Below are 22,886 nucleotides of genomic sequence, written 5' to 3' on the forward strand. Positions count from 1 at the left end.
TATTTTAGAGGTTGTTCAAAAAATCATCTTTGGATCACGAAGCAGCTCATTGAAGGAAATCGGCATCGAATCTTGAATTCACCCGGGACTTCCGTTGCTCACGTAGATCTGTCTACGCTCCGCTACTCACTCCCTAGCTTCATCCAACCTTCTCACACAAACGCTGAAGCCGCGGCGCCCGCGATTTCATCGGCCATCTGCATGACCTTGTAAAGGGAGGTCATCTGCAACGTCCAATAAGGTTTTGGGCCTTTGACGTTGACGACGGCCGCGATGCTGTAGTGCCCTACCTCCGGCAGGCTCGCCCCGACGGATTGGGCCGGTTGCAGCGGCTGGCCGGATACCAGATAATACCCAACTGAATCCGACATGCCTAGGCAGGCATCGATGGCGATGATTACGCGACCTTCGGGAATCTCGGCCATGCGCCGCTCCAGATTCGTCGCGTCACAAGGCTCGCGAAGCGTCCCGATCACTTGTCCAAACCCCAAGTCTGTCAACTTGGTTCCTACAAGCGGACCTAACGCGTCTCCCGTAGACCGATCCGTACCGATACATAGAAAAGTAACGACATCACGGATATGCCGGGCGCGAATGCCTGCAAAAAAAACTTCCAGTTCTACGCCGCTCAGCTTCCTTCGGTTCAAGCCCGCCGCCGGCCATTCTTCCTGTTCCTGCATGACCTTGACACGCTCCCTCCCGGTATTCCGTACCCTGATTGTAACGCATCCGGACGGCCGATCGCAAAACTTCATGAACCTGCATCCCTCATGATACAATAGTTAATAACCCATAAACCGGAAGGATGAATAAGGCATGGATCTATCCACGAAAAACCAAGAAAATATTGAATACATGATCGAAGCAATCAAGAGTAAGCTGAAAATGGCCTCAGGAGCGGCGATGTCGGCGTCCGCGTTCCACGTTAACCAATATGACGATATCCGCGATGTTTATGACATTGTCATGAGCAAAGAGCGGTTAAGCATCTCTGAAGTCGAAGCCCTTGCCCAAGAGCTCGGGAGACTACGCGGTAAAGCCTAAGGCCGATGCTGCCTGAGCGTCGGTTAAGGTTCCAACCGAAAGACCGTTTCAGCTTGACCTACCTGCCAGCCCTCATCGTTCAAGATCGAAGACGGGAACGCTTCGCGCAACTTTCGCAGCGTTTCCTCGTTTTCGTACCCTAACTGCTCCAGCACGGACAACGCGATCATTCCCCACTCCTCTTCGGAACCATCCTGAATCTTAAACGTCACACCTACGCGCTCGCGACGCAAAGCAAACGCGTAAACCCCTTTGAACCCGCCTTTGGCGACGATATTCGGGTCGCTCAGCAAGATGGAGTCGATACGTCCGGTGCCAGCTACAAGCAGGGGATGGCGATTCATCGCTTCGGTAATGACCTTGGCCGCCTCGGCTGTAGCCGTATCCCCAATTAGATCCGGACAAGCCAGCTTCAAATAGGCGGTCGCCAAAGCGGATAACGGCAGCGCAAAAACAGGGAAGCCGCAGCCATCCGTTCCCAGCGAGATTTGGGCCTCGGGAATCCCAGCCAAGCCGGCCAGTGTCGCCAAAATTTCACGTTGGACCGGGTGATCGGGGTGATTATAGCTGTCCAGCGGATATCCCATCATTTTGCAGTAGGCCAGAACGCCTAAATGTTTACCCGAGCAATTATGATAAATCCGGCGATGTGCTCCACCCTGACGCAGCAGCCGCTCCTTGGCCGTCTCGTCCAGCGGAAGGCTTGGGGCGCATACCAGCCTCTCCTCGGCGAGTCCCGTCTTACTCAACAGGCTCTCCAGCGTACCAACATGCACCTCCTCGGCCCGGTGAGAAGCGGTCATGATGGCGATCTCCTCGTCCGTTAATCCATAAGCCCCTATGATCCCTGCGCGGATGCCCGGAAGCGCCTGAATCGGTTTAGCCGAAGAGCGGGTAAATACAGTAGCATGGGGATTCCCAGCCCGCCCGGCAATCCTTGCTTGTTCATCAATGATACAGATATGACCATAGTGGGCGCATTCCAGCAACCCCCCGCGATATTCATTCACCAGTAACGCTTCATTGTTGTTCATCTCATCGTTCTCTCCTTAATCCGGTTCCATTCCTACACAGTATAGTACAGTGAAAGCCCGCTGGCTATAGACCCTCCCGCACGTCTTCTTGGCGTATCGCCGGTATACGAAGCGAGGTTATCTGCGCAAACTATCTGTGGTTCAGAAGCGAACGAAGAGGAGGCAAAACCCTTTATGACCCAACCCGAAGACCAGCAGGAGCAGTATGTCTCCAAACAAATCCGGGCTGCCCAAGCCGGTGAATATCCCGAGCATAAAGACATTGACGAAGCCGAAAACGGATCCATGGTGAATGACATGGAGGACTTGATTCAACTAGGTGATGACATGGAGGCTATGAAAACGAGCCAAGAGGATCTAAAGCAAAGTGGCTTGTTGTCCGATCCGGAGCAATAGGCTGTTTACAAAAAAGCGTTGCCTCAAATTCCATAGGCAACGCTTCTAAGTCGTGTTCATATGATCCATAATCTGCTTAAGCTTCTCGGTTGCCCGTTTCTGGATCCGGGATACGCTCATTTGAGACATTCCCAGCTTCTGAGCGATCGTCCGTTGGGATTGTCCATCTTGAAAAGCCATCAGGAGAACCTGCTGTTCCTGCGTTTTCAATTGACTCAGCGCTTGCTGCAAATCCATCCGATTCTCCACCGCATCGTAATCGTCGGCATCCGTGCTGATCATCTCACCTAGCGTTGCGGCGCTTTCGTCCGGTGATAGCGGCGAGTCCAAGGACACGTAGTGATAACATTCTCGTCCAGCCAGCACCTCGACGGTTTCTTCGACCGAGAGCTCCAGATATTCCGCGATCTCCTTGATGTCAGGGGACCGCTCCAGTTTGACGGTAAGCTCATCGATCGCCTGCTGGACCAGCGCTCCCTTTTCCTTAATTCTTCGCGGTACTTGAATATACCAGGATTTGTCGCGCAGATAATTTTTCATATGCCCGATCATGCTTTTCATCGCATAGGGCTCAAACGGAATGCCTAACTCACTGTCGTACTGTTGAAGCAAACGAACCAGCGCCATTTCGCCCACCTGGTACAAGTCCTCATACAAATCCGGCCGATTGCGGGCAATTTTGCCGGCGGCCATTTTCACCATCGGATCGTATTTGCGTATTAACCGGGTGGCGATTTCATTATCTTTGGTTTGCTGGTACAGCCGAATCAATCGAGTCGATTCGTGGAATGACTCTTGGGGAGCCGTTCGGTCGGTCATACCTTCTCCTCGCTCTTCTGAAGCCGGCGGACCAACATGACCTTCGTTCCTTTTCCGGCTTGCGTCTCGACGCTGACGTCATCCATTAACGCCTGCATCAGATAGAAGCCTAGTCCTCCGATTGGAGCCTCGCTCAACTCTTTCTCGTGCAGCGTAACGTGACCCGCCTGCCCCCACGGTTCAAAGCTCTCCCCTTCATCTCTGACCGTAATCGACAAAGCATCCGTCAATACCTCGAACGTGATCTCCATTTTTCCAACTTCCTTCCGGTACGCATACAACACGGAATTGTTGCAGGCTTCCGACACCGCCACCTTCATATCTTCAATTTCCTCGTACGAAAATCCCATTTTCGAGGCTACGCCGTATAGATTCAACCTAACTATATCCACATATTCCGCTGTAGCCGGAAGGCTGATGACGATTCTCTCTACTTCCTCTATCATTAATTCTCGATCCTTTCCTTATTGGGAGTTCTCCTGCTCCGCGAAAAACTTAGCTATCCCGGTCATTTCAAATAACTTCCGGATATGATCCGGTACTTCCCGCACGTAAAACCTTGAGCTCATCCCTTGTCTCGCTTTCAAGATGGACAGAAAAATTCCAATCCCGGTGCTATCGATGTACTTCAATTCCTTCAGATTCAAGACTAAATCCGCGTCATCTTTGCCTACTAGCGGGTCCATCACCTTACGAAAGTCGGGAGCTACGGACAAGTCCAGCTCGCCGCGCAAGGATACGGTACAAATTCCATTCTCCAGTTGTGTCGTGGTGGAAAATTTCAAGCTTTTTCTCGTATTCATGAAATACTCTCCCTGGAATAGGTTTTCTTATAACAACATAACCCAGCTTGTCCGCCGCTGAATCAAAGTGATTTGCCCTCGCCGGGGGCACGGCTCCAAAGTGTAACCGAAAAAGTGAATATCGTACCGCTCTCTATCAACGGCTTCGTCTGAAGTTCGCCGCCCAACTGACTTACTAACTTCTGGCAAATAGCCAGTCCCAGACCGAGACCGCCATATCTCCTCGTCATCGTGGAGTCAAGCTGTGTGAATGGTTCAAACAAAAAGGACATCTTGTCCGCGGGAATACCGATCCCTGTATCGCTGATCGTAAAACTCAAACGGATCATTCCACTTTCGGCATGCTTTGAGCTTACGATGAGACCGATTCTTCCTTGATCGGTAAATTTGACGGCATTGGCCAGCAAATGAATCATCACTTTGCGCAGACGCCGAATATCGCCATAGAGAAGATCCGGAATCTGCTCATCAACTGCGAAGTACAGCTCCAACCGCTTGGCGACGATCTCTTGTTGGAACAAGGCAAGGATATCCCGCATCGATTCCCGTAGCGCAAACGGCGTTATCTCCAGACCCACCTTCTCTTGTCCCAGCTGACTAAAATCAAGGATATCATCAAACATCGACAATAAGGCGTGCGCATTATGGTAGATCAAACCAACGTACTTCTTCTGCTCGTCGGTCAACTCTGTCTCTAGCAGCAACTCGCTCAGCACGAACACTCCGTTCAGCGGTGTACGAATTTCATGGCCCACCATCGCCAGAAAATCCCGTTTAGCTTGTTCGCTGCCACTTGCATCCTTCATTTCAACGATATCCATACCATGCATTTATCGTCTTCCCTTTTCCGCGGTACGGTTTCATCAAGGAACAACCGGCTCATTGCCTCGCGGTCGAAGTCATGACTGCCGGTATTTAGCTGTTCCTCCAGCCATGCCTGCCTCGCTTCCGCCGATTCCTCCTGCACGTCAATCAGTCCGTCGGTGTAGAGGACCAAATGGCCCGGACCTTCATAATGCAGCGTCTGCGGATCGGTTTCAATGCCGTCAAACAAGCCTACAGGAGGCCCTATCTTATCGAGGCGAACAGCTTGTCCGTTCCCCGTGAACAGCATGGCTGGAGGGTGTCCGGCGTTCACGTAATCGATTTTTTTACGCCGGGTATCCACGACAAGATAAATGGCAGTGAAATAATATTGAATCAGCTTGCTCTCGATATGCAGCTGGATGAACCGCCGATTCAGCTCCTGGATTACTTTCTCGGGCTCCACATAAGTATGAACGGTGTCTTTCAGAACGGAGGAGATGAACATGCAGAATAAGGCCGAGGATATGCCGTGACCCATCATATCAAGCAAAATAACCGCATATTTACCCTCGCCTAGAGAATACCAGGAATATAAGTCTCCTGCCAGCTCATAGGAAGGCTTGTAAATGGCATCGATTTCGACTTCCGGATCGCGGATTGGAGAACTAAGAACCGCATTTTGGACAAGCGATGCCAGCTTTAATTCTTCCTGGATTCGTTGATCCCGGTTACGGTGCCAATCCTTCTCCAGCTTAAGTCTCAGAGCCAGCCGGATTCGCGCCATCAGCTCGACCTTGTTAATCGGTTTCGTCACATAATCGACGGCTCCGGCATCCAGCGCTTCCGCCAGCTTGTTGGAGTCCCCTACCGCCGTGACTACAATGATCGGAATCTCCCTCAAATGTTCAGAGCGCTGCAAGATCCGGCAAGCTTGGATTCCGTCCATCTCCGGCATCATAATATCAAGCAGAATCAAATCAACATCAGACGGACCGCTTTCCTCAACCGTATCGAAATCCTTTACCCCAAGCCTCTCAAACATGTCCCGTGCTGAAGTGACCGCAACGGTATTCCGGTAATTTTCCTTCTTCAAGATTTCACGAATGATTATGGTGTTTGTCGGATTGTCGTCAACGATCAATATTCTCATGTTAATCTCCTTAGTATGAGCTTGGACAATGAGTTATGTATAATGCAGCGATAAAAGAAAGAACGGGGCGCTTTCCCCGTTCCTTTAGACTTAATTCTATAAACATTACCCTGCCTAATCAAAATTGAAACGGCGGACCGGTGTAGCCATCCCGTGATCGCTTTAACTCCGGTACTTCTGCCAGACGTCTGCGGCAACATCCACCCACTTAACCCAGCCCGCCGGTTTGCGGTTTGCATCCTGAGACGGTAGTTCGGCATCCGCTTGATTCTGCCGAACCGGTCCATCCGGAGCTGTCGTAACTGCAGCCTGAGCCTTTCGCTTCGCCATCCGAGGACGGCTTGCGATTCGGCTGGCCAAGGCAGCCGAAACCTGCTTCGTCGCCAAAGTAACTTCGTTTAATACCTCGCCGGCATGTTGGACCGATTCCATAAGCGGATCGATTTGTTTCATTTTATGCTGGATATCGCCGGTCAAATCGTTCGCTTGCCGGACGACTTGCCGGACCTCAGTTCCCAGCTCGTCAACCGTTTTTTGCACCTCTCGCAGCGTCTCCGTTGTTGTCTGAAGCGAGCGCTCTGCTGCCTTCAGCGTTTTGACCAGGTATACGACAAGTAACACAAAAGCCGCCGCGGCAACCGCCACGCTGATCTCCCAAATCATGTATCGTTCCTCGCTTTCCGTCCGTTTGCGTTAAGCCTTCTTTCCTTAACTATACACGAAAATGTGCGGAAGAACAGTTGTTTCTTTAGGCGTTGTACCAAGACGAAAAACCGCTTTGTCCGTCCTCTGTAGACAGAGAACGAATCAAAGCGGCATGGATTTTCTTTATTTCAAGACGCTACCGCCATACATGAAGCGGTATACCCAGGAGCCGTCGAGTTGATCGACAATCACTCCTCCAGACTCCGTTGAGTAGGTGTGCAGAAGTTGTCCGTTGCCAAGGTAAATCGCCACGTGGGTAATCCGCTGGCTGAGTTTGTCGATCCCGGCATAAGACTTGGCCGAAGAGCCCTTATAGCTCATGAAGAAGACCAGATCGCCACGTTTCAAGTTGTCGATGCTGTACACCGCGGTGCCGTTATCCTTAATGTAATCCCCTTGTTGACGTGAATCTGCAGGAAGCGTAAGGCCTAGCGCATCCTTATAGGCTTGTCTTACGAAATCAGAGCAGTCAAACGTTGAAGTGTTACTGCGGCTTGAGCCGAATTCATACGGCGTACCCAGGTATTTCATGCCCGCCTCAATAACTTGTTCGATCTGTTGGTTAATTCCATTAGACGGTGCCGGAGCTGGCGTTGGCACGGGTTCCGGGGCAGGGGGAGGCGTAGGTACCGGAGTCGGTATTTCGGCTTGACCGTTGACTTCCAAATATTTCTCATTCGTGCTAACGTAACCTATCGTTCCATCGGCCGTCTGTACTTTATAGAAATACTCGTTGCTTTGTTCGAGGATCGTCAGCGAAGTACCCGTACGCAACATCGTGATCACATTCCCCGAGGTGGACGGCTGATCGCGCATATTCACGCCGTACGATACCGTGGCCGGCCAACCAAGCGTAGGCTGGGAAGGCGTAGGGGCAACCTTGTCGATCTGAAGGTACTTTTCATTCGTGCTGACGTAACCGGTCTGGCCGGCACTTGTCTGCACTTTATAGAAATATTCGTTGCTTTGTTCGAGAATGGTCAGTTGGGTGCCTTTGCTCAGCATATCGAGGACATCGCCCGCAGTGGAGGGTTCGTTTCGCATATTGACGCCGTAAACTACCGTAGCGGGCCATCCCAAATAAGGTTGCGATGGAGCGATAACTACCGTTTCTACCTGAATGTACTTGTCGTTAGCGCTGACGTAACCAACCGTTCCATCCGCCGTTTTTACTTGATAGAAATATCGGTTACTCTGATCCAATACAGTTACTTCGGAACCTTCGTTAAGGAATCCGATTACTTTGCCCGAAAGGGAAGGTTGGTCACGAAAATTGACCCCGCCAACAATATGACCTTTGGTTATCGTTTGAGCGGTTGCGGTTGCGGCCGCGGCCTGGTGAGGAACAGCTGTATAAGTAGAGAGAAGAATGGCACTCAACAATGTGATCGCTACGCTTCGTTTCATAGGTGATGTCCTGCCTCCTAATGTAAAATCTAGTTGTTATCCTTCGTTCCAACGTTCTCCTTTCTTTGGTCTTGTCCCCATTATATCCCTTGTCGAAAACAGTCTAAATCGGTCGAAGATCACATTGTCCGAAAGCGCATTCAAAGACATTGGGCCTAGTTTCCATTTATCAAAAATAGAGGCATGCGACCTATAAACTTCGACCTAAAACACACCGATGAAAACGCATTCTCGCGTTTAGAGGCTTGATTTTTGTAACAAAAGTACCTGATTACGCAAGACACCTAACGATTTTCATGATTATTCCAATTTATCCAATTGAACTATTTTCTAGGGATAAACACCCGGTTTTTAACGTAAAAAAGCCCAAGCGGGCAGACCTGGTAACTATTTCCTCGGTCTGCCCGCTTGGGTCTTGTATTACGACAATGGCTTGTCTTCTTCTGTGCTACCTTATGTAACCCGTAAAACGTATACGCGCCAAACGGGGCGCTTTAACCCTCTTTAGGCTCAACATGAACGTGAACATGCATCACGTTTTGCTTGCTTCTCATCCGTTCCTCTACTCGGTCGCTGATTTTATGGCTCTCGATCACTGTCAGTTGTGGATCGACTTCAATGACGACGTCAACCAGCACATGATTACCGTGAACGCGGGCTTTCAAATCTCTGATGCCTTCAACCCCTTGAGTTCTGGCAATGGTACTGCGCAGGTCACCCAATTCTTTCTCATCGAACCCGTCAGTCAAATTATGTGTCGATTGGCGGAAGATGTCCCAGGCGGTCTTGCAAATGAGCAGACCCACGGCAATCGCAGCCACTACATCCAGCCATGGCAGCCCGAATTGTGCCCCGATGATCCCGATGGCCGCCCCTACGCTCACCATAGCGTCCGACAAGTTATCTTTGGCTGCCGCCATCAGCGCCTGGTTGTTGATCTGATTGGCCAATCTCCGGTTGTAGATATAGACCCCGCCCATCGCCAGAGCACAAACTGCGGCTACAGCGGCCGAGAGAATGTCAGGTTGGCTATGCACACCTGCCGCTAACGATCGGATCGCGTCAAGGATCACTTGAATGCCGACCATCGCCATAATAAAAGAGGCAACCAACGCGGCGATCGTTTCCGCACGAAAATGGCCGTAAGCATGATCCGAATCCGGCGGTTTTTGCGAGATTTTAAGGCCGATTAGCACCGCAACGGAAGCCACGATATCCGTGAGGTTATTAAAACCGTCGGCCAACAGCGCGTTCGAATCAAAATAAAAACCGCTAAGCAATTTAAAGGCGGACAGCAGCAAATAAGCGGTTATGCTTACCCAAGCCCCGCGCTCCCCTTTTCGTATATCGTCGTAAATATCCAAGTCCCGCACCTCCAGACTTCTCCCCGAAGCCATTCAACAACATGTTCAAACCTAAAGTGGCTTTCCATGAAAAGCGTTTAATCATCGTAGCAAATAAACCCCGAGTAAGTCTAGAGAAACAGTGTTGCCTCCGGGAAAAGCAGCCTTCATCATTATTCCCGTTGTACGCGCTTTTAAAAACGTATAAAATAAGGACAGCCCCTTTTTACTTACGAGGAGATGATATCGGTGACGGAAGATAAAGAACCACGCAAAATCGATTTAGCCGAGGCGATGCGTCAAAAGCTTCAGCAGAAAAAACAACTGCAGCAAGCGGCAAATAAACCAGGGATGAAGGACAATCTTCAAACCAAGGCACTGAAGAGCCAAAATAATAAAAAACCGAACAATCAGCGCCGCCGGACGGGCGGTTCGTAAAAATCCCGGCAGCGCAAAGAAGCCGCACGGAGCAGGTCCTATGAGACCCGCCCGTGCGGCTTTTATTATTCGGCTTATCGCGGCTCCGTTAAACTTCTTCCGGATACATCGATTTCCGCAGGTTTTGGATTTCTTCGCTTTCCAGGTACTCATCGTAGGTCATGACGCGATCGATGATCCCGTTTGGCGTAATCTCAATAATACGGTTAGCGATGGTTTGAATGAACTGATGGTCATGCGATGTAAACAGAATCGTTCCGTCAAAGTCGATCAGCCCATTGTTGAGCGCCGTAATCGATTCGAGGTCCAAGTGGTTGGTCGGTTCGTCAAACAGCAGCACGTTGGCCCCGTTCAGCATCATTTTGGCCAGCATGCAGCGGACCTTTTCGCCCCCGGACAACACGCTCGCTTTCTTCAGCGCCTCTTCCCCGGAGAACAGCATCCGTCCAAGGAAGCCGCGCAGGAACGTTTCGTCCTGGTCGTTCGAATATTGACGCAGCCATTCAACCAGATTTAAATCGATACCATCGAAATAACTGGAGTTATCCTTAGGAAAATAGGCCTGTGACGTAGTAACGCCCCAGCTGTATTCTCCGCCATCCGCTTCTAGCTCGCCCATCACGACTTGGAACAACGTTGTTTTCGGTAGGCTGTTTGGTCCGACAAACGCGATTTTGTCGCCTTTGTTCACGACGAAGCTGGCATTATCCAGCACCTTATCGCCCTCAACGGTTTTGGTCAGCCCGTCGACCGTCAGCAACTGCTTGCCGGCCTCGCGCTCCGCTTTAAAGTTAAGGAACGGATATTTCCGGTTCGAAGGTCTCAGATCATCCAGGGTAATTTTATCGAGCTGCTTTTTCCGGGAAGTCGCTTGCTTCGATTTCGAAGCGTTCGCGGAGAAACGCTGAATGAACGCCTGGAGCTCCTTGATCTTCTCTTCCTTCTTCTTGTTGGCGTCCCGCTGCAATTGCAGCGCGAGCTGGCTGGATTCGTACCAGAAGTCGTAGTTACCGACATACATCTGGATTTTGCCGAAATCGATATCCGCAATGTGCGTACATACCTTGTTCAGGAAGTGGCGGTCATGGGATACGACGATGACGGTCCCCTCGTAATCCATCAGGAAGTTCTCAAGCCACTGGATCGATTCAAGATCCAAGTGGTTCGTCGGTTCGTCCAACAGCAGGTTGTTCGGACGTCCAAACAACGCCTGAGCCAGCAAGACGCGGACCTTCTCATTGCCGCTGAGCTCGGCCATCTTCTTATCGTGCAGTTCGCGTGGGATCCCTAGACCAATCAGGAGCGCGGCCGCATCCGGTTCGGCGTCCCAGCCGTTCAACTCAGCGAATTCGCCCTCCAGCTCCCCGGCACGCATACCGTCCTCTTCGGAGAAATCGGCTTTGGCGTACAACGCGTCCTTCTCTTTCATAATCGAATACAGTCGGCTGTGGCCCATAATGACCGTTTCCAGCACTGGATATTCGTCGTATTCATAATGGTTCTGCTTCAGGACTGCCATGCGCTCGCCTGGTGTCATAAATACTTCGCCTTGATTCGCCTCAATTTCACCGGAGAGAATTTTCAGGAACGTCGACTTGCCCGCCCCGTTCGCCCCGATCAAACCGTAGCAATTGCCGGGGGTGAATTTTATATTTACGTCTTCGAAAAGTGCCCGTTTTCCGTACCGGAGCGTTACACCGTTAGTGCTGATCATGTTAGGCATTACCATCCTTTTATCATAGTGAGTGCGGACTATCTCAAATAGTCGATACTACTGGCGTATTATATCATAGAATACCAGTGGAATTGAACCTAAAGCGCAGAAAGCCTTAAATCAACCCCCGTTATGCTCGTCTTCAGCCTCGGGGATCCGGCCGGGCACCTGCTAGGGTTGCCTACCTGAGTCACCTACCTGAATTACCTTCCTGAGTCACCTTCCTGAGTCACCTTCCTGAGTCACCTATCTAAGCCCCCTAAGACCATCCCTACTCCCTCTTTGCACGATTATCCCTTTCGTTCAGCGGGCTTGGTTTGAATGCAAATAAGTGGTAATTTTTTCTTGATATAAGAACATGTGTTTGGTATAATAAAATAAAGGGAACATACGTACGTGTTTCAGGATTTGGAGGAGAGCGAACATGGAAGTTAATGCGGGAACGGGTCTACATCTAATTAGCTGCTGTTATGACAGTGAGGAAGCCTGCATGGAGGCGTTAATCGCGATGAAGTGGCGAAACGGTTTCGTCTGCCCACGTTGCGGTTACACCCAGTGTACCCGCTTGAACTCCCGTCGAATCACCTTGTTCGAGTGTGGCAGATGCGGGTATCAAGCATCACCTTTGGTCGACACGATTTTTGAAAGAACACATCTTCCTCTCTTAAAATGGTTCCACGCCCTGGAGTTATTCCTGCTTCCAGATGGGATCTCGGCAATGCGGTCGAGCCAGGTGATTCGGGTCACCTACAAGACCGCCTGGTTCATGCTGCACAAAATCCGCCATACCCTCGGAGAATCCGATGCCTTAGAGCTATTGAGTGGAGACGTGAAGGTGAACTGTGACCGATATGGTGGGGATCCGTCCCGATGCAACCAGTTTCCTCATCCCGATGGCTTAGCAGTCGTGGCTGGATGTACGGTAACGGAGGCGGGAGAACCGGAGCAGGTGAAAATCCATCTGATCTCGCAAAAAAGAGGAGAAAGAATTGTCCATCGTCACGAACTCGTTGAATTTATCAATCGACAGGTAGATATTCCTACGTCGATTGTTCAGTCGCCGACGCTGGCATTTAAGCTGTATATACCCTTGCGGAGAGTGGTAAGAGAAGCGTGGGATTCACTTAAAAGTACATATGTTGCCTTGGGACCGAAATATCTGCAGTCGTACTTGAACGAGTACACCGGACGCCGCCAGCTGCGCCGGCCCGGTGCGGAAGAAGAAGCGAGGCTGCAGAAGTTGCTGTGCCTGTGTATGGCGATTCCAGCGATTTCTTACCCTAAGCTGATCGCACGCCAATCGAATCCTCCTTTTCCGATTGCGGCCTAATCGGGCGCCAAGCGAACCAGCCATACGGAAAGGGTTGAGTAACTGTAACTGCTACTGCAACTACTACCTGATCAAACGGGATAATCTTGCAAAGGGGGCGCCAGATAGCTAAAGACAGCTTCAGGTAGCTACATACAGCTACATACAGCTACATACAGCCCCAAATAGCTAGGTACTGCTTCAGATAGCACCATACAGAAGCGTGCAGCCCCCTGCCAATCATAATTATTTGAATCGTCCGCTCAACTGCGGAATTCTCTCCGTATCAACTAGCGGGGTCGAAGCCATCGGATGCGGCGTTAGATGAGGTAACCGCAAGGTTTCCCCATGATGCAGAAGCCGTATCTTGTCTTCGGAAATGTCTCGCCGCTTCCGGTCCGCCTCTAAGCGGTCAAGCGCCTCCCGAGCCGTATCATCGGCCAGTCGGAACGTGCCGTAGTGCATCGGAATCATCAGTTTTGCCCTTACATCCACAAACGCCTGCAGCGCCTCCTCCGGCGTTGTATGCTGGCTTGTCATAAACCACTCCGGCTCATATGCGCCGATTGGCAGCAGCGCCACATCAATTTCATAGCGGCTCCCGATCTCGGCGAAACCGCGAAAATACCCGCTGTCCCCGGCAAAATAGATGACCGGCGGCTTCGAGTCGGCCGGGCTCTGCGCCGACTCCAAAACATACCCGCCCCAATGCGACGTATTTGTATCGAACGGCGTACGACGCGTCCAGTGTTGGGTTGGCACGAACGAGATGTCGACTTCCCCAATCCGCACCCGCTCCCACCAACTCATCTCCTGGACGCGTTGGAATCCTTTGCGCCGCAGTTTTCTCCCGAGACCGACTGGCACCAAAATGGTGGTATCGCTGCCGTATAAGCGACGGATCGAAGCCATGTGCATATGATCGTAATGGGAATGGGAAATCAGGATGACGTCGATCCGCGGCAATTTGTCGATCGGAACGCCCGGTTCACATAACCGGCGCTGGAACCCCATGCGCATTGCCCATACCGGATCCGTCACGAGATTAAGTCCTTGATACTGAATGAGAAACGTGGAGTGGCCAATCCAGGTCATCGTCGTCTCCACGCGGTTTTGATGCAAGTAATCGAGCTGCGGTGGCTTATTAGGAATGACGTAGGAATAATCCTTCCTTTTTCTGCGGCGTTCTTCCCGCCATTGTCTGAACTGCTTCAACGTTTTGTCAGTACTTACGTTATCGATGTTGTTGTAGCGCGTTCTTCTTGGCATCGCTCCGGTTGCTCCTCTCCGCATTTCTTTCGCTTTTTTCCTATTTTAGAGTAATTTCGGCGGCAAACCAAACTTCATTTTTTAATCGGCACGGTCCTTATATTTCCAGGCATAAATAAACAGGAATGCTACTGCCCCGATAACAACGAGTTCCGGCGCCACCATCACCATAAACCACTCCATCGCCTTCACCCTTTCCCCGGTGAGCTACCGCGTACGTATTTGGCATCAAACAAAAATAGTCGCATCAGCAAAAACAAAGAAGGGATTAGGATGCACAGTCCTGCAACAAAAGCAGTAATCAAGGCGACGGCCATCGTCTCGTTCGTGAAGCTTTCATAGATGCTGACCTGCTTATAGAGAATATAGGGTAGGTGGCTACGGCCATATCCGTACCAAGCAAACGCAAACTGCAGCATGACCAGCAGGAACGACCAGCCTAACCGTCGCTTTTTCCATACCAACGCAACGGCTACCAGGAAACAAACGAACGAGGCGATAAACATCCACGCTACCTCCAGCATATGAGAGTAATGCTCCGGATTTTGCCGATTGATCTGAAAAAAGGCGAATACACAGGCCAAAATCGTCGGCCCACTCCACAGCAGCGCATAGCCACGCAGCACTTCGAATGCCCGTAGATCCCCTGCTTTATCTGCGTAAAACGCAAGAAACATCGCCGAAATGTACAACACAGATACAAGCGCCAGCACAATAACCGACCAGGTATATGGATTACCAAAAAAAGCTACCCAGTCCAAAACCACCTTCCCCTCGACTTCACCGATGATTCCGCCCTCCGAAATCGCCAGAATCGTCGAAAGGGCAGCCGGAATCAATAGGCCCGTCGCCCCGTAGATCCCCATATAGGTTTTGTTGTTTGCCTTGCTGCTGCCGTAAGTGTTGTAAGCGTAATAGGCCCCCCGCAAAGCGAGAAGTACAGTGACCAGACTGCCGGGAATCAGCAATGCGGTGCCGTAATAATAGGCGGAATCCGGGAAAAAACCGACCAGACCTACAACAAAAAAAATTAAAAACACGTTGGTCACTTCCCACACCGGGGACAGATAGCGCTGAATGATATCGTGAATTTTATTCTCATGCCCTGTAAGCACGCTGTAGTAGCTGAAAAATCCTGCCCCGAAATCGACGGAAGCAACGATTAAATATCCGAAAAGGAACGTCCACAGCACCGTGATGCCTACTAGTTCGTAGCTCATTGTCCGTTCCCTCCCTCGAGCCCGGCTTGTCGCAACTCCGTTAACGCGTCCTTGTTCCGGAACATCCGGGACAATACGAGAACGCAGGATAGGCACAAGACCAGATACAGAACGGCAAACAACAGCAGCATTGGGCCGACGCTTTCCGAAGTGGTAGCCGCCTCACCTACCTTCATATATCCGCGGATAATCCAAGGCTGACGGCCGAACTCGGCAAACATCCATCCTAGCTCAATCGCCACCATCGCTAACGGGCCTAGCGCCAAAATACCGATCAGAAGCCACACCGGATAACCTTTTTGGCCGCCGGGCAGGTAGCGCCGCAGCAGATACAGGAATGGAATCAGGACGAGCAGCGCCCCAATCGTAACTTTGAGATCAAACATATAATGGATCAACAAAGGCGGGCGGACATCCTCCGGAAATTCCTCCAGCCCGATCACCCGGGTGTTCGGCGAGTTTCCAGCGAGAATGCTGAGCGCATACGGGATTTCCAGTGCGTATCTGACGTTCCCCGCCTCATCCAGCACGCCGCCGTAAATCAATGGAGCCCGCTCCATCGTTTCAAAATGCCATTCCGCGGCGGCTAGCTTCTCCGGCTGGTACTTGGCCAGAAATTTACCCGAGAAGTCACCGATCATAGCCGTAGCTAGGGCAAACACGAAGGAGGATACCACCGTCAGTTTAAGCGCCTTCTTGAAGTAGGCGTGGTCCCGTCCGCGCAGCAGGCTGAAAGCGGCGATGCCGGCTAGAAGGCCGGCACTGACGGTATATGAGGAAGCCAGTACGTGCGCAACTTTAGTCGGCGTTGCCGGATTGAACATCGCTACGAGCGGCTGGAAGTCAGCAATGACACCGTTCTTGAGAGTAAACCCCTGCGGCGTGTTCATAAAGGCGTTTAGCGTCGTGATGAAAAACGCCGACGCGGAGGAGCCGATGGCCACCGGAATCAGCAGGAGAAGATGCAACAGCTTGTTGTTGAACCGATCCCAAGTATACAGGTAGATACCAAGGAAAATCGCCTCCACAAAAAAAGCGAACGTCTCCATAAACAACGGCAACGCGATCGCTTGCCCGGCGACCCGCATAAAGGTCGGCCATAACAAGCTCAGCTGCAATCCGATTGACGTTCCGGTTACGACCCCTATTGCCACGGAAATGACAAAGCCGCGAGCCCAACGGCGGGCCAGCAAAGTATAGTGCGGATCGGAGGCGCGAATTCCTCGCCATTCTGCTAACGCGATCATCAGCGGGACACCGACGCCGATCGATGCAAATACGATATGTACAAACAAGGTCAGTCCGGTAAGCATCCGGCTTAACGTGACCGGATCAAGATTTGTCATGACGAAGCTCCTTCAAGAAAAGTAATGGAGAAAACGGATAACGCTTTTAACAAAGGCGTACATCATAATCACGGCCACGATGAGACATACGATCGCCAGGGTTCGCTCTTGTTTCTGGAACATGCCACAGCCTCCTTGCCAATCTAGTGTGTCGCGGATGTTCCTTTTTATTCCTTCTGACGCTTGGGCAAAGCGGTGCATTGAGGTACAATAAAGTGGAAAGGAGATGTGGACATTTTATGAAAATTGTATTTATCGAACCGACCCCTAGTCCAAATTCCATGAAGCTGCATCTGGATGAACGTCTGGAGCCGGGGATTCGGAAAACATATACACTGGAAAACGAACGCTCTGCCCCGGCCTGGATCCGCGGGTTGCTGCATATTCCCGGAGTAAAAAGCGTGTTCCATACCGCTGACTTTGTTGCCCTGGACCGTAAGGGAAACGCTGATTGGGCGGCCATTCTGTCTGATGTTCAGAAGCAGTTCGGTCAGGAAGGGGTCGAATCGGCTTGGAGCCCCGAAGGCGGGGAAACGTCGGGATACGGGGAGGCACAGGTGTTTGTGCAGTTCTTCCGCGGTATCCCGATGCAAATTCGGGTGAAGGCGGGAAACCGCGAAGAGCGGATTTCGCTGTCCGAGCGGTTTGTGAACGCCGTAACGGAGGTAGCCAGCGCCACGCTGATCAAGGAGCGCAAGCTCACCGATTACGGCGTGCGCTACGGCGAGTTGCCTGACATTGCCCGCGAGATCGAGCAGGAGCTGGAAGCGGCGTATCCGCCGGAGCGGCTCAAGGGGATCATTGCGCAAGCGATCGCCCACGGCCGCAGTGAGACGGAGTTCGTCGAGCAACGGCGCGAGCTGACTCTGGACGAAATCCGCGCGCGGATGCAGGACCCGGATTGGCGCGTGCGTTACGCCGCGCTGGAGGCGTTGCAGCAGCCGGGCGCTGAGGCGCTGCCGCTGCTAGGGGAGGCGCTACGCGACCCGCAAATGCAGCTCCGCCGGCTCGCCGTCGTGTACCTCGGCGATCTGCGGACGCCGGAGGCGATGGAGCTGCTGTTCGAGGCGCTGCGCGATGCCTCCGCCGCCGTGCGCCGCACCGCCGGCGACACGCTGTCCGACATTGGCGATCCCGCGGCCACCGGGCCGATGATCGCGGCGCTGTCGGACAGCAGCAAGCTGGTCCGCTGGCGTGCGGCCCGCTTCCTGTACGAGGTCGGCACTGACGATGCCTTAGAATCCCTGCGCGCAGCGGTGGATGACCTCGAGTTCGAGGTTGGTCTACAAGCGCGCATGGCCGTCGAGCGAATTGAATCCGGCGAGCAAGCCGCCGGAACCGTCTGGCAGCAAATGGCCGGCCGCGATCGAGGAGAAGGCAAATCACTCAGCTAGTCGTTTCGCTGGATTTATTTTGACCACTTGTCATTAATTTGACATTGCCTGGCCATCCCCCATGCGCTATACTTTGAAAATGTAAAATTTCATATGAACCTCATCATTTCAAGGTGAGGTAGAGGTCGCGATTGTGAAGAGTACACCGGAGGAGGCGTGAGAAGCCGCCCGCGATACCGGTCGAAAGGCACCGTCGCCGAAGCTTGGCTGCTCGCTTCTGTAAGCACTCGGGCTGGGGCTGTTTCCGAAAGGGACAGAACTGTCACGATATTCCCGTCACCCGAGGGATATCGTGTTGAGCTATCTTCATGGAATGGTGCGGATTTACGGTATAAATATGGCCGCGGAGTCCTTTCCGCGGCCTTTTTCTATGGAGCTCAAGCAGAACCGTCGGCGCATCGGAGACGGGTTACGGGGAAAACTATGAGCTTAGAAGGAGTGTTACACCCATGAGTAAACAACATCAAACGACGGACGAACGGCTTCAGCCGGGACTGAAGGCTCGCCATATGACAATGATCGCCTTGGGCGGCTCGATCGGAACCGGTCTGTTTCTCGCAAGCGGCGGCGCGATTGCCTCGGCAGGACCCGGAGGCGCGTTACTCGCTTATGCCGCCGTCGGCATCATGGTCTATTTCTTGATGACCAGCTTAGGCGAGTTAGCTACCTATATGCCGGATTCCGGCTCGTTCGAAACGTATGCTTCCCGCTTCGTCGATCCCTCCCTGGGCTTTGCGATGGGTTGGAACTTCTGGTACAACTGGGCGATCACCATCGCGGCTGAGCTGTCCGCCGCAACGCTGATTATAAAATACTGGTTCCCCGACAGCCCCTCGCTTCTCTGGAGCGTGTTATTCCTGGCCTTGATCTTCCTGTTGAACGTCCTTTCCGTAAAGGGCTACGGTGAATCGGAATATTGGTTTGCCATGATCAAAATCATCGTCGTCATCGTGTTCCTCATCATAGGCGTACTCATGATCTTCGGAATCATGGGCGGCGAAGCGGTTGGCTTTTCCAACTTTACGTTAGGCGATGCTCCGTTCCACGGCGGCTTCTTCACAATCCTCGGCGTATTTATGGCCGCCGGCTTCTCGTTCCAAGGAACGGAAATGGTTGGTGTTGCCGCCGGAGAAAGCCATAACCCGAGAGAGCATGTGCCTCGCGCAATTCGGCAAGTGTTCTGGCGGATCCTGGTCTTTTATATTTTGGCGATTCTCGTAATCGGCCTGCTGATTCCTTACACCAATCCGAACCTGCTGCAAGGCGGAATCGAAAACATCGGCGTCAGCCCGTTTACGTTGGTATTCGAAAAAGCGGGATTGGCCTTCGCCGCCTCCGTCATGAATGCCGTCATTCTGTCATCCGTGCTGTCGGCCGGCAACTCCGGGATGTATGCCTCCTCGCGGGTGCTGTATTCCCTGGCCCTGCGCGGGAAAGCTCCAAAGTTCCTGGCGAGACTGAACTCCCGCGGTATTCCGATGAACGCGCTCTTCATGACAACGCTCGTCGGCATGGTCGCTTTCTTCGCCTCGTTGTTCGGCGACGGCGTAGTTTATAACTGGCTGCTTAACGCTTCCGGCATGTGCGGCTTCATCACTTGGCTGGGTATCGCCATCAGCCATTACCGTTTCCGCAGAGCCTATGTGGCCCAGGGACGGAACCTGAACGACCTGCCTTACAAAGCGCGTTGGTTTCCGTTTGGCCCACTCTTTGCTTTTGCCCTTTGCTTCGTGGTTATTCTGGGGCAGAATGTAGCCGCTTTTACCGGCGAAACCATTGACTGGTATGGCGTCGCCGTATCCTACATCAGTATCCCGCTGTTCCTGTTGGTCTGGCTCGGCTATAAATGGAACAAGAAAACGAAGGTCATTCCGCTACAGGAATGCGATCTCGAGGTACACCCCGTGCATACCCGGTCATAAACACTAAAAAACGAGCAAGAGTCCTGACCCATGTCATCGACTCGTGCTCGTTTATGATGTTTACTCCCAGTGGATCTCAACTCGCAAATCCTCGGTTCCTTCTAAGGGCTGCATTAAATAACGGATATTCTGGATGCCAAGGTCGTATAACCCTGCTAAGTCCTCTAAGAGCTGCTGATCTGAGCCGGCATAACGCACGGTTATCGCGCTTTTCCCGGCTTTCAATCCATTCTTGACCCGGTCCGCCAGCCCTTTGGCATTGGATACTGCCGCGTCGGCATCATACAAGTCGTATCCAAGCGTCGTTTTCAGAGCAAGATAAGCTTCTTTCTTCACCCCGCCCGCCTCGATCAACGCTTGGAGTGTCGTTAAATAAGGCACGGACGCTAAGGGATAATCCGCTGCAACCCAGATATGATCCTTTCGCATCTGTTCATCCGTTCGCAAATAATACGTATAGTTGACCCGCTTGGGTACATCAGGGACCGGGTCGTCCCAGGTCGTGTCCAGATGGTACCAGCGGTTGTCGAGACGTACAAGATTCCACGCATGCAGCTGATCTCCAGCCGTTCCTTCAACCAAGCGGTTCTCGATACCGGCTTCTTTCAACAGCTCGTAAGTCAGCAAGGCGTAACCTTGACATACCGCTTCGCCGGTTTTGAGCCCTTCATAGGCTGTATATTTCTGCAAATCGGTGTCATATTTTAAGTTCACCACGACATAATCGTGAATGGCTTGGATTTTCTGATGCGCATTCATGCCCGGTTCGATCAGCTGCTTCAGAATCTCCTTCACCCTTTGGCGCACGTAAGCAGTCTGCTGAGCCGTTTCGCGGTAATGGACCTGCAACGTAATTTTGGCCGAACCCGTGGTGCCCCGCCAGGAGTAGACGTAACGATCCACGATATATTTTGTATAAGGATCGGCATCAAGCGCGTTGTAAACCGCCTGCTTCAGCTGCTTCTCCAGATTTTTGGTTGAACCTTTATATTTCAATGTTATGGTTGTACTCCGCGCCTCCATCCCTTCCGCTAACTTCGTTTGAAGTTGTTTGGAGGTAGTGACCGTAGCTGGCTCTGTTGCTGCATGTACCGGGACAGCAACCCATCCGATTGGTTCAGATCCCAGCAATAATCCACCGATCACCCCGGTGATGAGCCACCCCTTTGAAAGTTTCCCGATTTTCTTTCCCATCTGGCTTCCCTCACCTTCCGGTCAAGCTGCATAAAGTGTTCTTTAGCCGGCCTTTCAAGCCCATTGTAACACAGCCGATCCCGCAAAGGCTTTCTAGTTTTGTCGAACGAAAGGAGAGCTTCGGACAAATCCCAAAACGGCGATTATTCGCAAAAAAGACGTCATTCTGACGCCTAAATTTCACATTCAGCTTCTACAAATAGAAGCCCGTCTTATGTATAATAAAAAATATCGACTTGTGACTTATATCATTGCGCCATAATGCAGACGTCCATAGGAATGGAGAATAGATCGGATGACTATCGTGAATATTTCGGATATATCCGTGGAATTGTTTATTGCCGTTATGTTTTTTTTGCTTATTGTTGCCCCTTTGGTCAGCCTTGGTGTGCTGAGATTGTTTCAAGGACGCAAGCGATCCGGCTTTACTTTGATCGGCAGCGGCGTGTTGGGATATTTCGTCTTTCAGCTGGTTGCCGGGCTGTTTAGTTAAGACTCCGTACGATATAAACGTAAAAAAACGGCGATACAGGTCCTGACCTGTATCGCCGTTTTGCTGTGTAATTATTTGACGGCTGCGGCGGTTTCATGCTCCATGCTCTCGATAAACTTCTCACAGTCGATTGCGGCCATACAACCGCTTCCCGCAGCGGTGATCGCTTGGCGGTAGCGGGTGTCCTGCACGTCGCCGCAAGCGAAAACGCCAGGGACGTTCGTCTCGGAAGTGCCGGGCTCCACCACGATATAACCGTTCGCGTCAAGATCGATTTGCCCACCCAGGAACGAGGTGTTCGGATGATGGCCGATCGCCACGAATACGCCGCTGGCCGTAATCACTTCCTCTTTACCTGTCTCGTTGTTACGCACCTTCAGTCCGGTAACTCCGTTCTCGCCGGCGATGACTTCAAGCGGCGTACGATTCAGCGCGATCTCGATCTTCTCATTCGTGCGCACACGATCCTGCATGATTTTAGAAGCACGCAGCTCGTCGCGACGGTGCACCAGCGTGACTTTCGAAGCAAAACGGGTCAAGAAACCGGCTTCCTCCAACGCAGAGTCGCCGCCACCTACCACGATGATCTCCTTGCCGCGGAAGAAGAATCCGTCACAAGTTGCGCATGTGCTTACGCCACGCCCAACGTTCGTCTCTTCGCCCGGGATGCCCAGGTATTTGGCCGTAGCCCCCGTAGACAATACCAGCGTCTCCGCGACGAGCTCGCCTAGCCCTTCCACTTGAAGCTTGAACGGGCGCTGACTCAAGTCCACGCTGTTCACCCAACCCGTGCGAAATTCGGCGCCAAAACGTTCAGCTTGTTTACGCATATTATCCATCAATTCCGGGCCCATGATCCCTTCCGGGAACCCCGGGAAATTTTCCACTTCAGTCGTCGTCGTCAATTGACCGCCAGGCTGCGGACCCTCGATAATCAGCGGATTCATGTTGGCGCGGGCCAGATAAATCGCGGCGGTCAACCCTGCCGGGCCTGTGCCGATAATAATAGATTTGTACATATCCTCAAACCCCTTCAAATGGATTCATCTCAAAAATTAAGAATCATGATTGCTTGATTC

The 22,886-nt window shown here is 52.0% G+C and carries 23 protein-coding genes and 1 riboswitch; of the genes, 7 read left to right on the forward strand and 16 right to left on the reverse strand.

Annotated features, from left to right (window positions below):
* Positions 1 to 152: 152 nt before the first annotated feature.
* Entirely contained in the window at positions 153 to 680 is a 528-nt protein-coding gene (gene yyaC / locus MKZ15_RS19500; RefSeq protein ID WP_339817458.1) for a spore protease YyaC, read from the reverse strand.
* A 136-nt stretch (positions 681 to 816) separates the two neighbouring features.
* On the opposite strand from yyaC, the gene MKZ15_RS19505 reads away from it, so the two are divergent.
* A complete protein-coding gene (locus MKZ15_RS19505) occupies positions 817 to 1,044 on the forward strand; it encodes a DUF1128 domain-containing protein (RefSeq protein WP_155607865.1) in 228 nt (75 codons plus the stop codon).
* 23 nt (positions 1,045 to 1,067) lie between these two features.
* Here MKZ15_RS19505 and MKZ15_RS19510 read toward each other — a convergent pair whose 3' ends face one another.
* The gene (locus tag MKZ15_RS19510) at positions 1,068 to 2,078 is read right to left on the reverse strand and encodes an asparaginase (RefSeq protein WP_155607864.1); all 1,011 of its coding nucleotides are present in this window, start codon (positions 2,076 to 2,078) and stop codon (positions 1,068 to 1,070) included.
* A gap of 174 nt (positions 2,079 to 2,252) precedes the next feature.
* On the opposite strand from MKZ15_RS19510, the gene MKZ15_RS19515 reads away from it, so the two are divergent.
* The gene (locus MKZ15_RS19515) at positions 2,253 to 2,474 is read left to right on the forward strand and encodes a hypothetical protein (RefSeq protein ID WP_193417850.1); all 222 of its coding nucleotides are present in this window, start codon (positions 2,253 to 2,255) and stop codon (positions 2,472 to 2,474) included.
* 45 nt (positions 2,475 to 2,519) lie between these two features.
* On the opposite strand, the gene MKZ15_RS19520 is transcribed toward MKZ15_RS19515, so the two are convergent.
* The 8 genes from MKZ15_RS19520 to MKZ15_RS19555 all read right to left on the reverse strand — a co-directional run bounded on the left by MKZ15_RS19520 (position 2,520) and on the right by MKZ15_RS19555 (position 9,562).
* Positions 2,520 to 3,293 (reverse strand): sigma-70 family RNA polymerase sigma factor, encoded by a 774-nt coding sequence (locus MKZ15_RS19520; protein WP_155607862.1) that lies wholly within the window; start codon positions 3,291 to 3,293, stop codon positions 2,520 to 2,522.
* Positions 3,290 to 3,739, reverse strand: a complete 450-nt coding sequence (rsbW, locus tag MKZ15_RS19525) for an anti-sigma B factor RsbW (RefSeq protein WP_193417848.1) — start codon at positions 3,737 to 3,739, stop codon at positions 3,290 to 3,292. The genes MKZ15_RS19520 and rsbW overlap by 4 nt, the downstream gene beginning before the upstream one ends.
* Before the next feature lie 18 nt (positions 3,740 to 3,757).
* Entirely contained in the window at positions 3,758 to 4,096 is a 339-nt protein-coding gene (locus MKZ15_RS19530) for an STAS domain-containing protein (protein WP_155607860.1), read from the reverse strand.
* Between the two features lie 62 nt (positions 4,097 to 4,158).
* Positions 4,159 to 4,926, reverse strand: a complete 768-nt coding sequence (locus MKZ15_RS19535; RefSeq protein WP_339817465.1) for an ATP-binding protein — start codon at positions 4,924 to 4,926, stop codon at positions 4,159 to 4,161.
* Complete coding sequence (locus MKZ15_RS19540) at positions 4,899 to 6,053, reverse strand: fused response regulator/phosphatase (protein WP_155607858.1); 1,155 nt, start codon at positions 6,051 to 6,053, stop codon at positions 4,899 to 4,901. Before MKZ15_RS19540 ends, MKZ15_RS19535 begins: the two co-directional genes overlap by 28 nt.
* Before the next feature lie 162 nt (positions 6,054 to 6,215).
* Complete coding sequence (locus MKZ15_RS19545) at positions 6,216 to 6,716, reverse strand: DUF948 domain-containing protein (protein WP_339817468.1); 501 nt, start codon at positions 6,714 to 6,716, stop codon at positions 6,216 to 6,218.
* A 165-nt stretch (positions 6,717 to 6,881) separates the two neighbouring features.
* Positions 6,882 to 8,165, reverse strand: a complete 1,284-nt coding sequence (locus MKZ15_RS19550; RefSeq protein ID WP_339817471.1) for an SH3 domain-containing C40 family peptidase — start codon at positions 8,163 to 8,165, stop codon at positions 6,882 to 6,884.
* Positions 8,166 to 8,659: 494 nt separating this feature from the next.
* Complete coding sequence (locus tag MKZ15_RS19555) at positions 8,660 to 9,562, reverse strand: cation diffusion facilitator family transporter (RefSeq protein WP_272491455.1); 903 nt, start codon at positions 9,560 to 9,562, stop codon at positions 8,660 to 8,662.
* Between the two features lie 195 nt (positions 9,563 to 9,757).
* On the opposite strand from MKZ15_RS19555, the gene MKZ15_RS19560 reads away from it, so the two are divergent.
* A complete protein-coding gene (locus MKZ15_RS19560; protein ID WP_193417837.1) occupies positions 9,758 to 9,946 on the forward strand; it encodes a hypothetical protein in 189 nt (62 codons plus the stop codon).
* An 88-nt stretch (positions 9,947 to 10,034) separates the two neighbouring features.
* Here the strand turns inward: MKZ15_RS19560 and MKZ15_RS19565 are convergent, their stop codons facing one another.
* Positions 10,035 to 11,660 carry an ATP-binding cassette domain-containing protein gene (locus MKZ15_RS19565; RefSeq protein ID WP_339817474.1) on the reverse strand — a complete coding sequence of 542 codons (1,626 nt, stop codon included), beginning with the start codon at positions 11,658 to 11,660 and terminating at the stop codon, positions 10,035 to 10,037.
* Positions 11,661 to 12,084: 424 nt separating this feature from the next.
* Here MKZ15_RS19565 and MKZ15_RS19570 point away from each other — a divergent pair, with 424 nt between their 5' ends.
* A complete protein-coding gene (locus tag MKZ15_RS19570) occupies positions 12,085 to 12,990 on the forward strand; it encodes an IS1595 family transposase (protein WP_339817477.1) in 906 nt (301 codons plus the stop codon).
* A gap of 225 nt (positions 12,991 to 13,215) precedes the next feature.
* On the opposite strand, the gene MKZ15_RS19575 is transcribed toward MKZ15_RS19570, so the two are convergent.
* From MKZ15_RS19575 to MKZ15_RS19585, 3 genes are all read right to left on the reverse strand, one after another.
* Complete coding sequence (locus MKZ15_RS19575; RefSeq protein ID WP_339817480.1) at positions 13,216 to 14,238, reverse strand: MBL fold metallo-hydrolase; 1,023 nt, start codon at positions 14,236 to 14,238, stop codon at positions 13,216 to 13,218.
* A 188-nt stretch (positions 14,239 to 14,426) separates the two neighbouring features.
* Complete coding sequence (locus tag MKZ15_RS19580) at positions 14,427 to 15,458, reverse strand: cytochrome d ubiquinol oxidase subunit II (RefSeq protein ID WP_339817482.1); 1,032 nt, start codon at positions 15,456 to 15,458, stop codon at positions 14,427 to 14,429.
* Positions 15,455 to 16,804 (reverse strand): cytochrome ubiquinol oxidase subunit I, encoded by a 1,350-nt coding sequence (locus MKZ15_RS19585; RefSeq protein WP_155607849.1) that lies wholly within the window; start codon positions 16,802 to 16,804, stop codon positions 15,455 to 15,457. Before MKZ15_RS19585 ends, MKZ15_RS19580 begins: the two co-directional genes overlap by 4 nt.
* Positions 16,805 to 17,043: 239 nt before the next feature.
* Here MKZ15_RS19585 and MKZ15_RS19590 point away from each other — a divergent pair, with 239 nt between their 5' ends.
* Both MKZ15_RS19590 and MKZ15_RS19595 read left to right on the forward strand, forming a co-directional pair.
* Positions 17,044 to 18,198 carry a virulence factor gene (locus MKZ15_RS19590; protein ID WP_339817484.1) on the forward strand — a complete coding sequence of 385 codons (1,155 nt, stop codon included), beginning with the start codon at positions 17,044 to 17,046 and terminating at the stop codon, positions 18,196 to 18,198.
* Between the two features lie 111 nt (positions 18,199 to 18,309).
* A riboswitch (Lysine riboswitch) is annotated at positions 18,310 to 18,509 on the forward strand.
* Positions 18,510 to 18,647: 138 nt separating this feature from the next.
* A complete protein-coding gene (locus tag MKZ15_RS19595) occupies positions 18,648 to 20,120 on the forward strand; it encodes an amino acid permease (RefSeq protein ID WP_155607847.1) in 1,473 nt (490 codons plus the stop codon).
* Between the two features lie 60 nt (positions 20,121 to 20,180).
* Here the strand turns inward: MKZ15_RS19595 and MKZ15_RS19600 are convergent, their stop codons facing one another.
* Positions 20,181 to 21,314, reverse strand: a complete 1,134-nt coding sequence (locus tag MKZ15_RS19600; RefSeq protein WP_155607846.1) for a transglutaminase domain-containing protein — start codon at positions 21,312 to 21,314, stop codon at positions 20,181 to 20,183.
* A gap of 295 nt (positions 21,315 to 21,609) precedes the next feature.
* Here MKZ15_RS19600 and MKZ15_RS19605 point away from each other — a divergent pair, with 295 nt between their 5' ends.
* Positions 21,610 to 21,807 carry a hypothetical protein gene (locus MKZ15_RS19605; protein WP_155607845.1) on the forward strand — a complete coding sequence of 66 codons (198 nt, stop codon included), beginning with the start codon at positions 21,610 to 21,612 and terminating at the stop codon, positions 21,805 to 21,807.
* Positions 21,808 to 21,878: 71 nt separating this feature from the next.
* Here MKZ15_RS19605 and trxB read toward each other — a convergent pair whose 3' ends face one another.
* A complete protein-coding gene (gene trxB, locus MKZ15_RS19610; protein WP_339817488.1) occupies positions 21,879 to 22,826 on the reverse strand; it encodes a thioredoxin-disulfide reductase in 948 nt (315 codons plus the stop codon).
* Between the last annotated feature and the right edge of the window lie 60 nt (positions 22,827 to 22,886).

Source organism: Paenibacillus sp. FSL R7-0216, from assembly GCF_037969915.1.
In the GTDB taxonomy this organism is placed as follows: Bacteria; Bacillota; Bacilli; order Paenibacillales; family Paenibacillaceae; genus Fontibacillus; species Fontibacillus rhizolycopersici.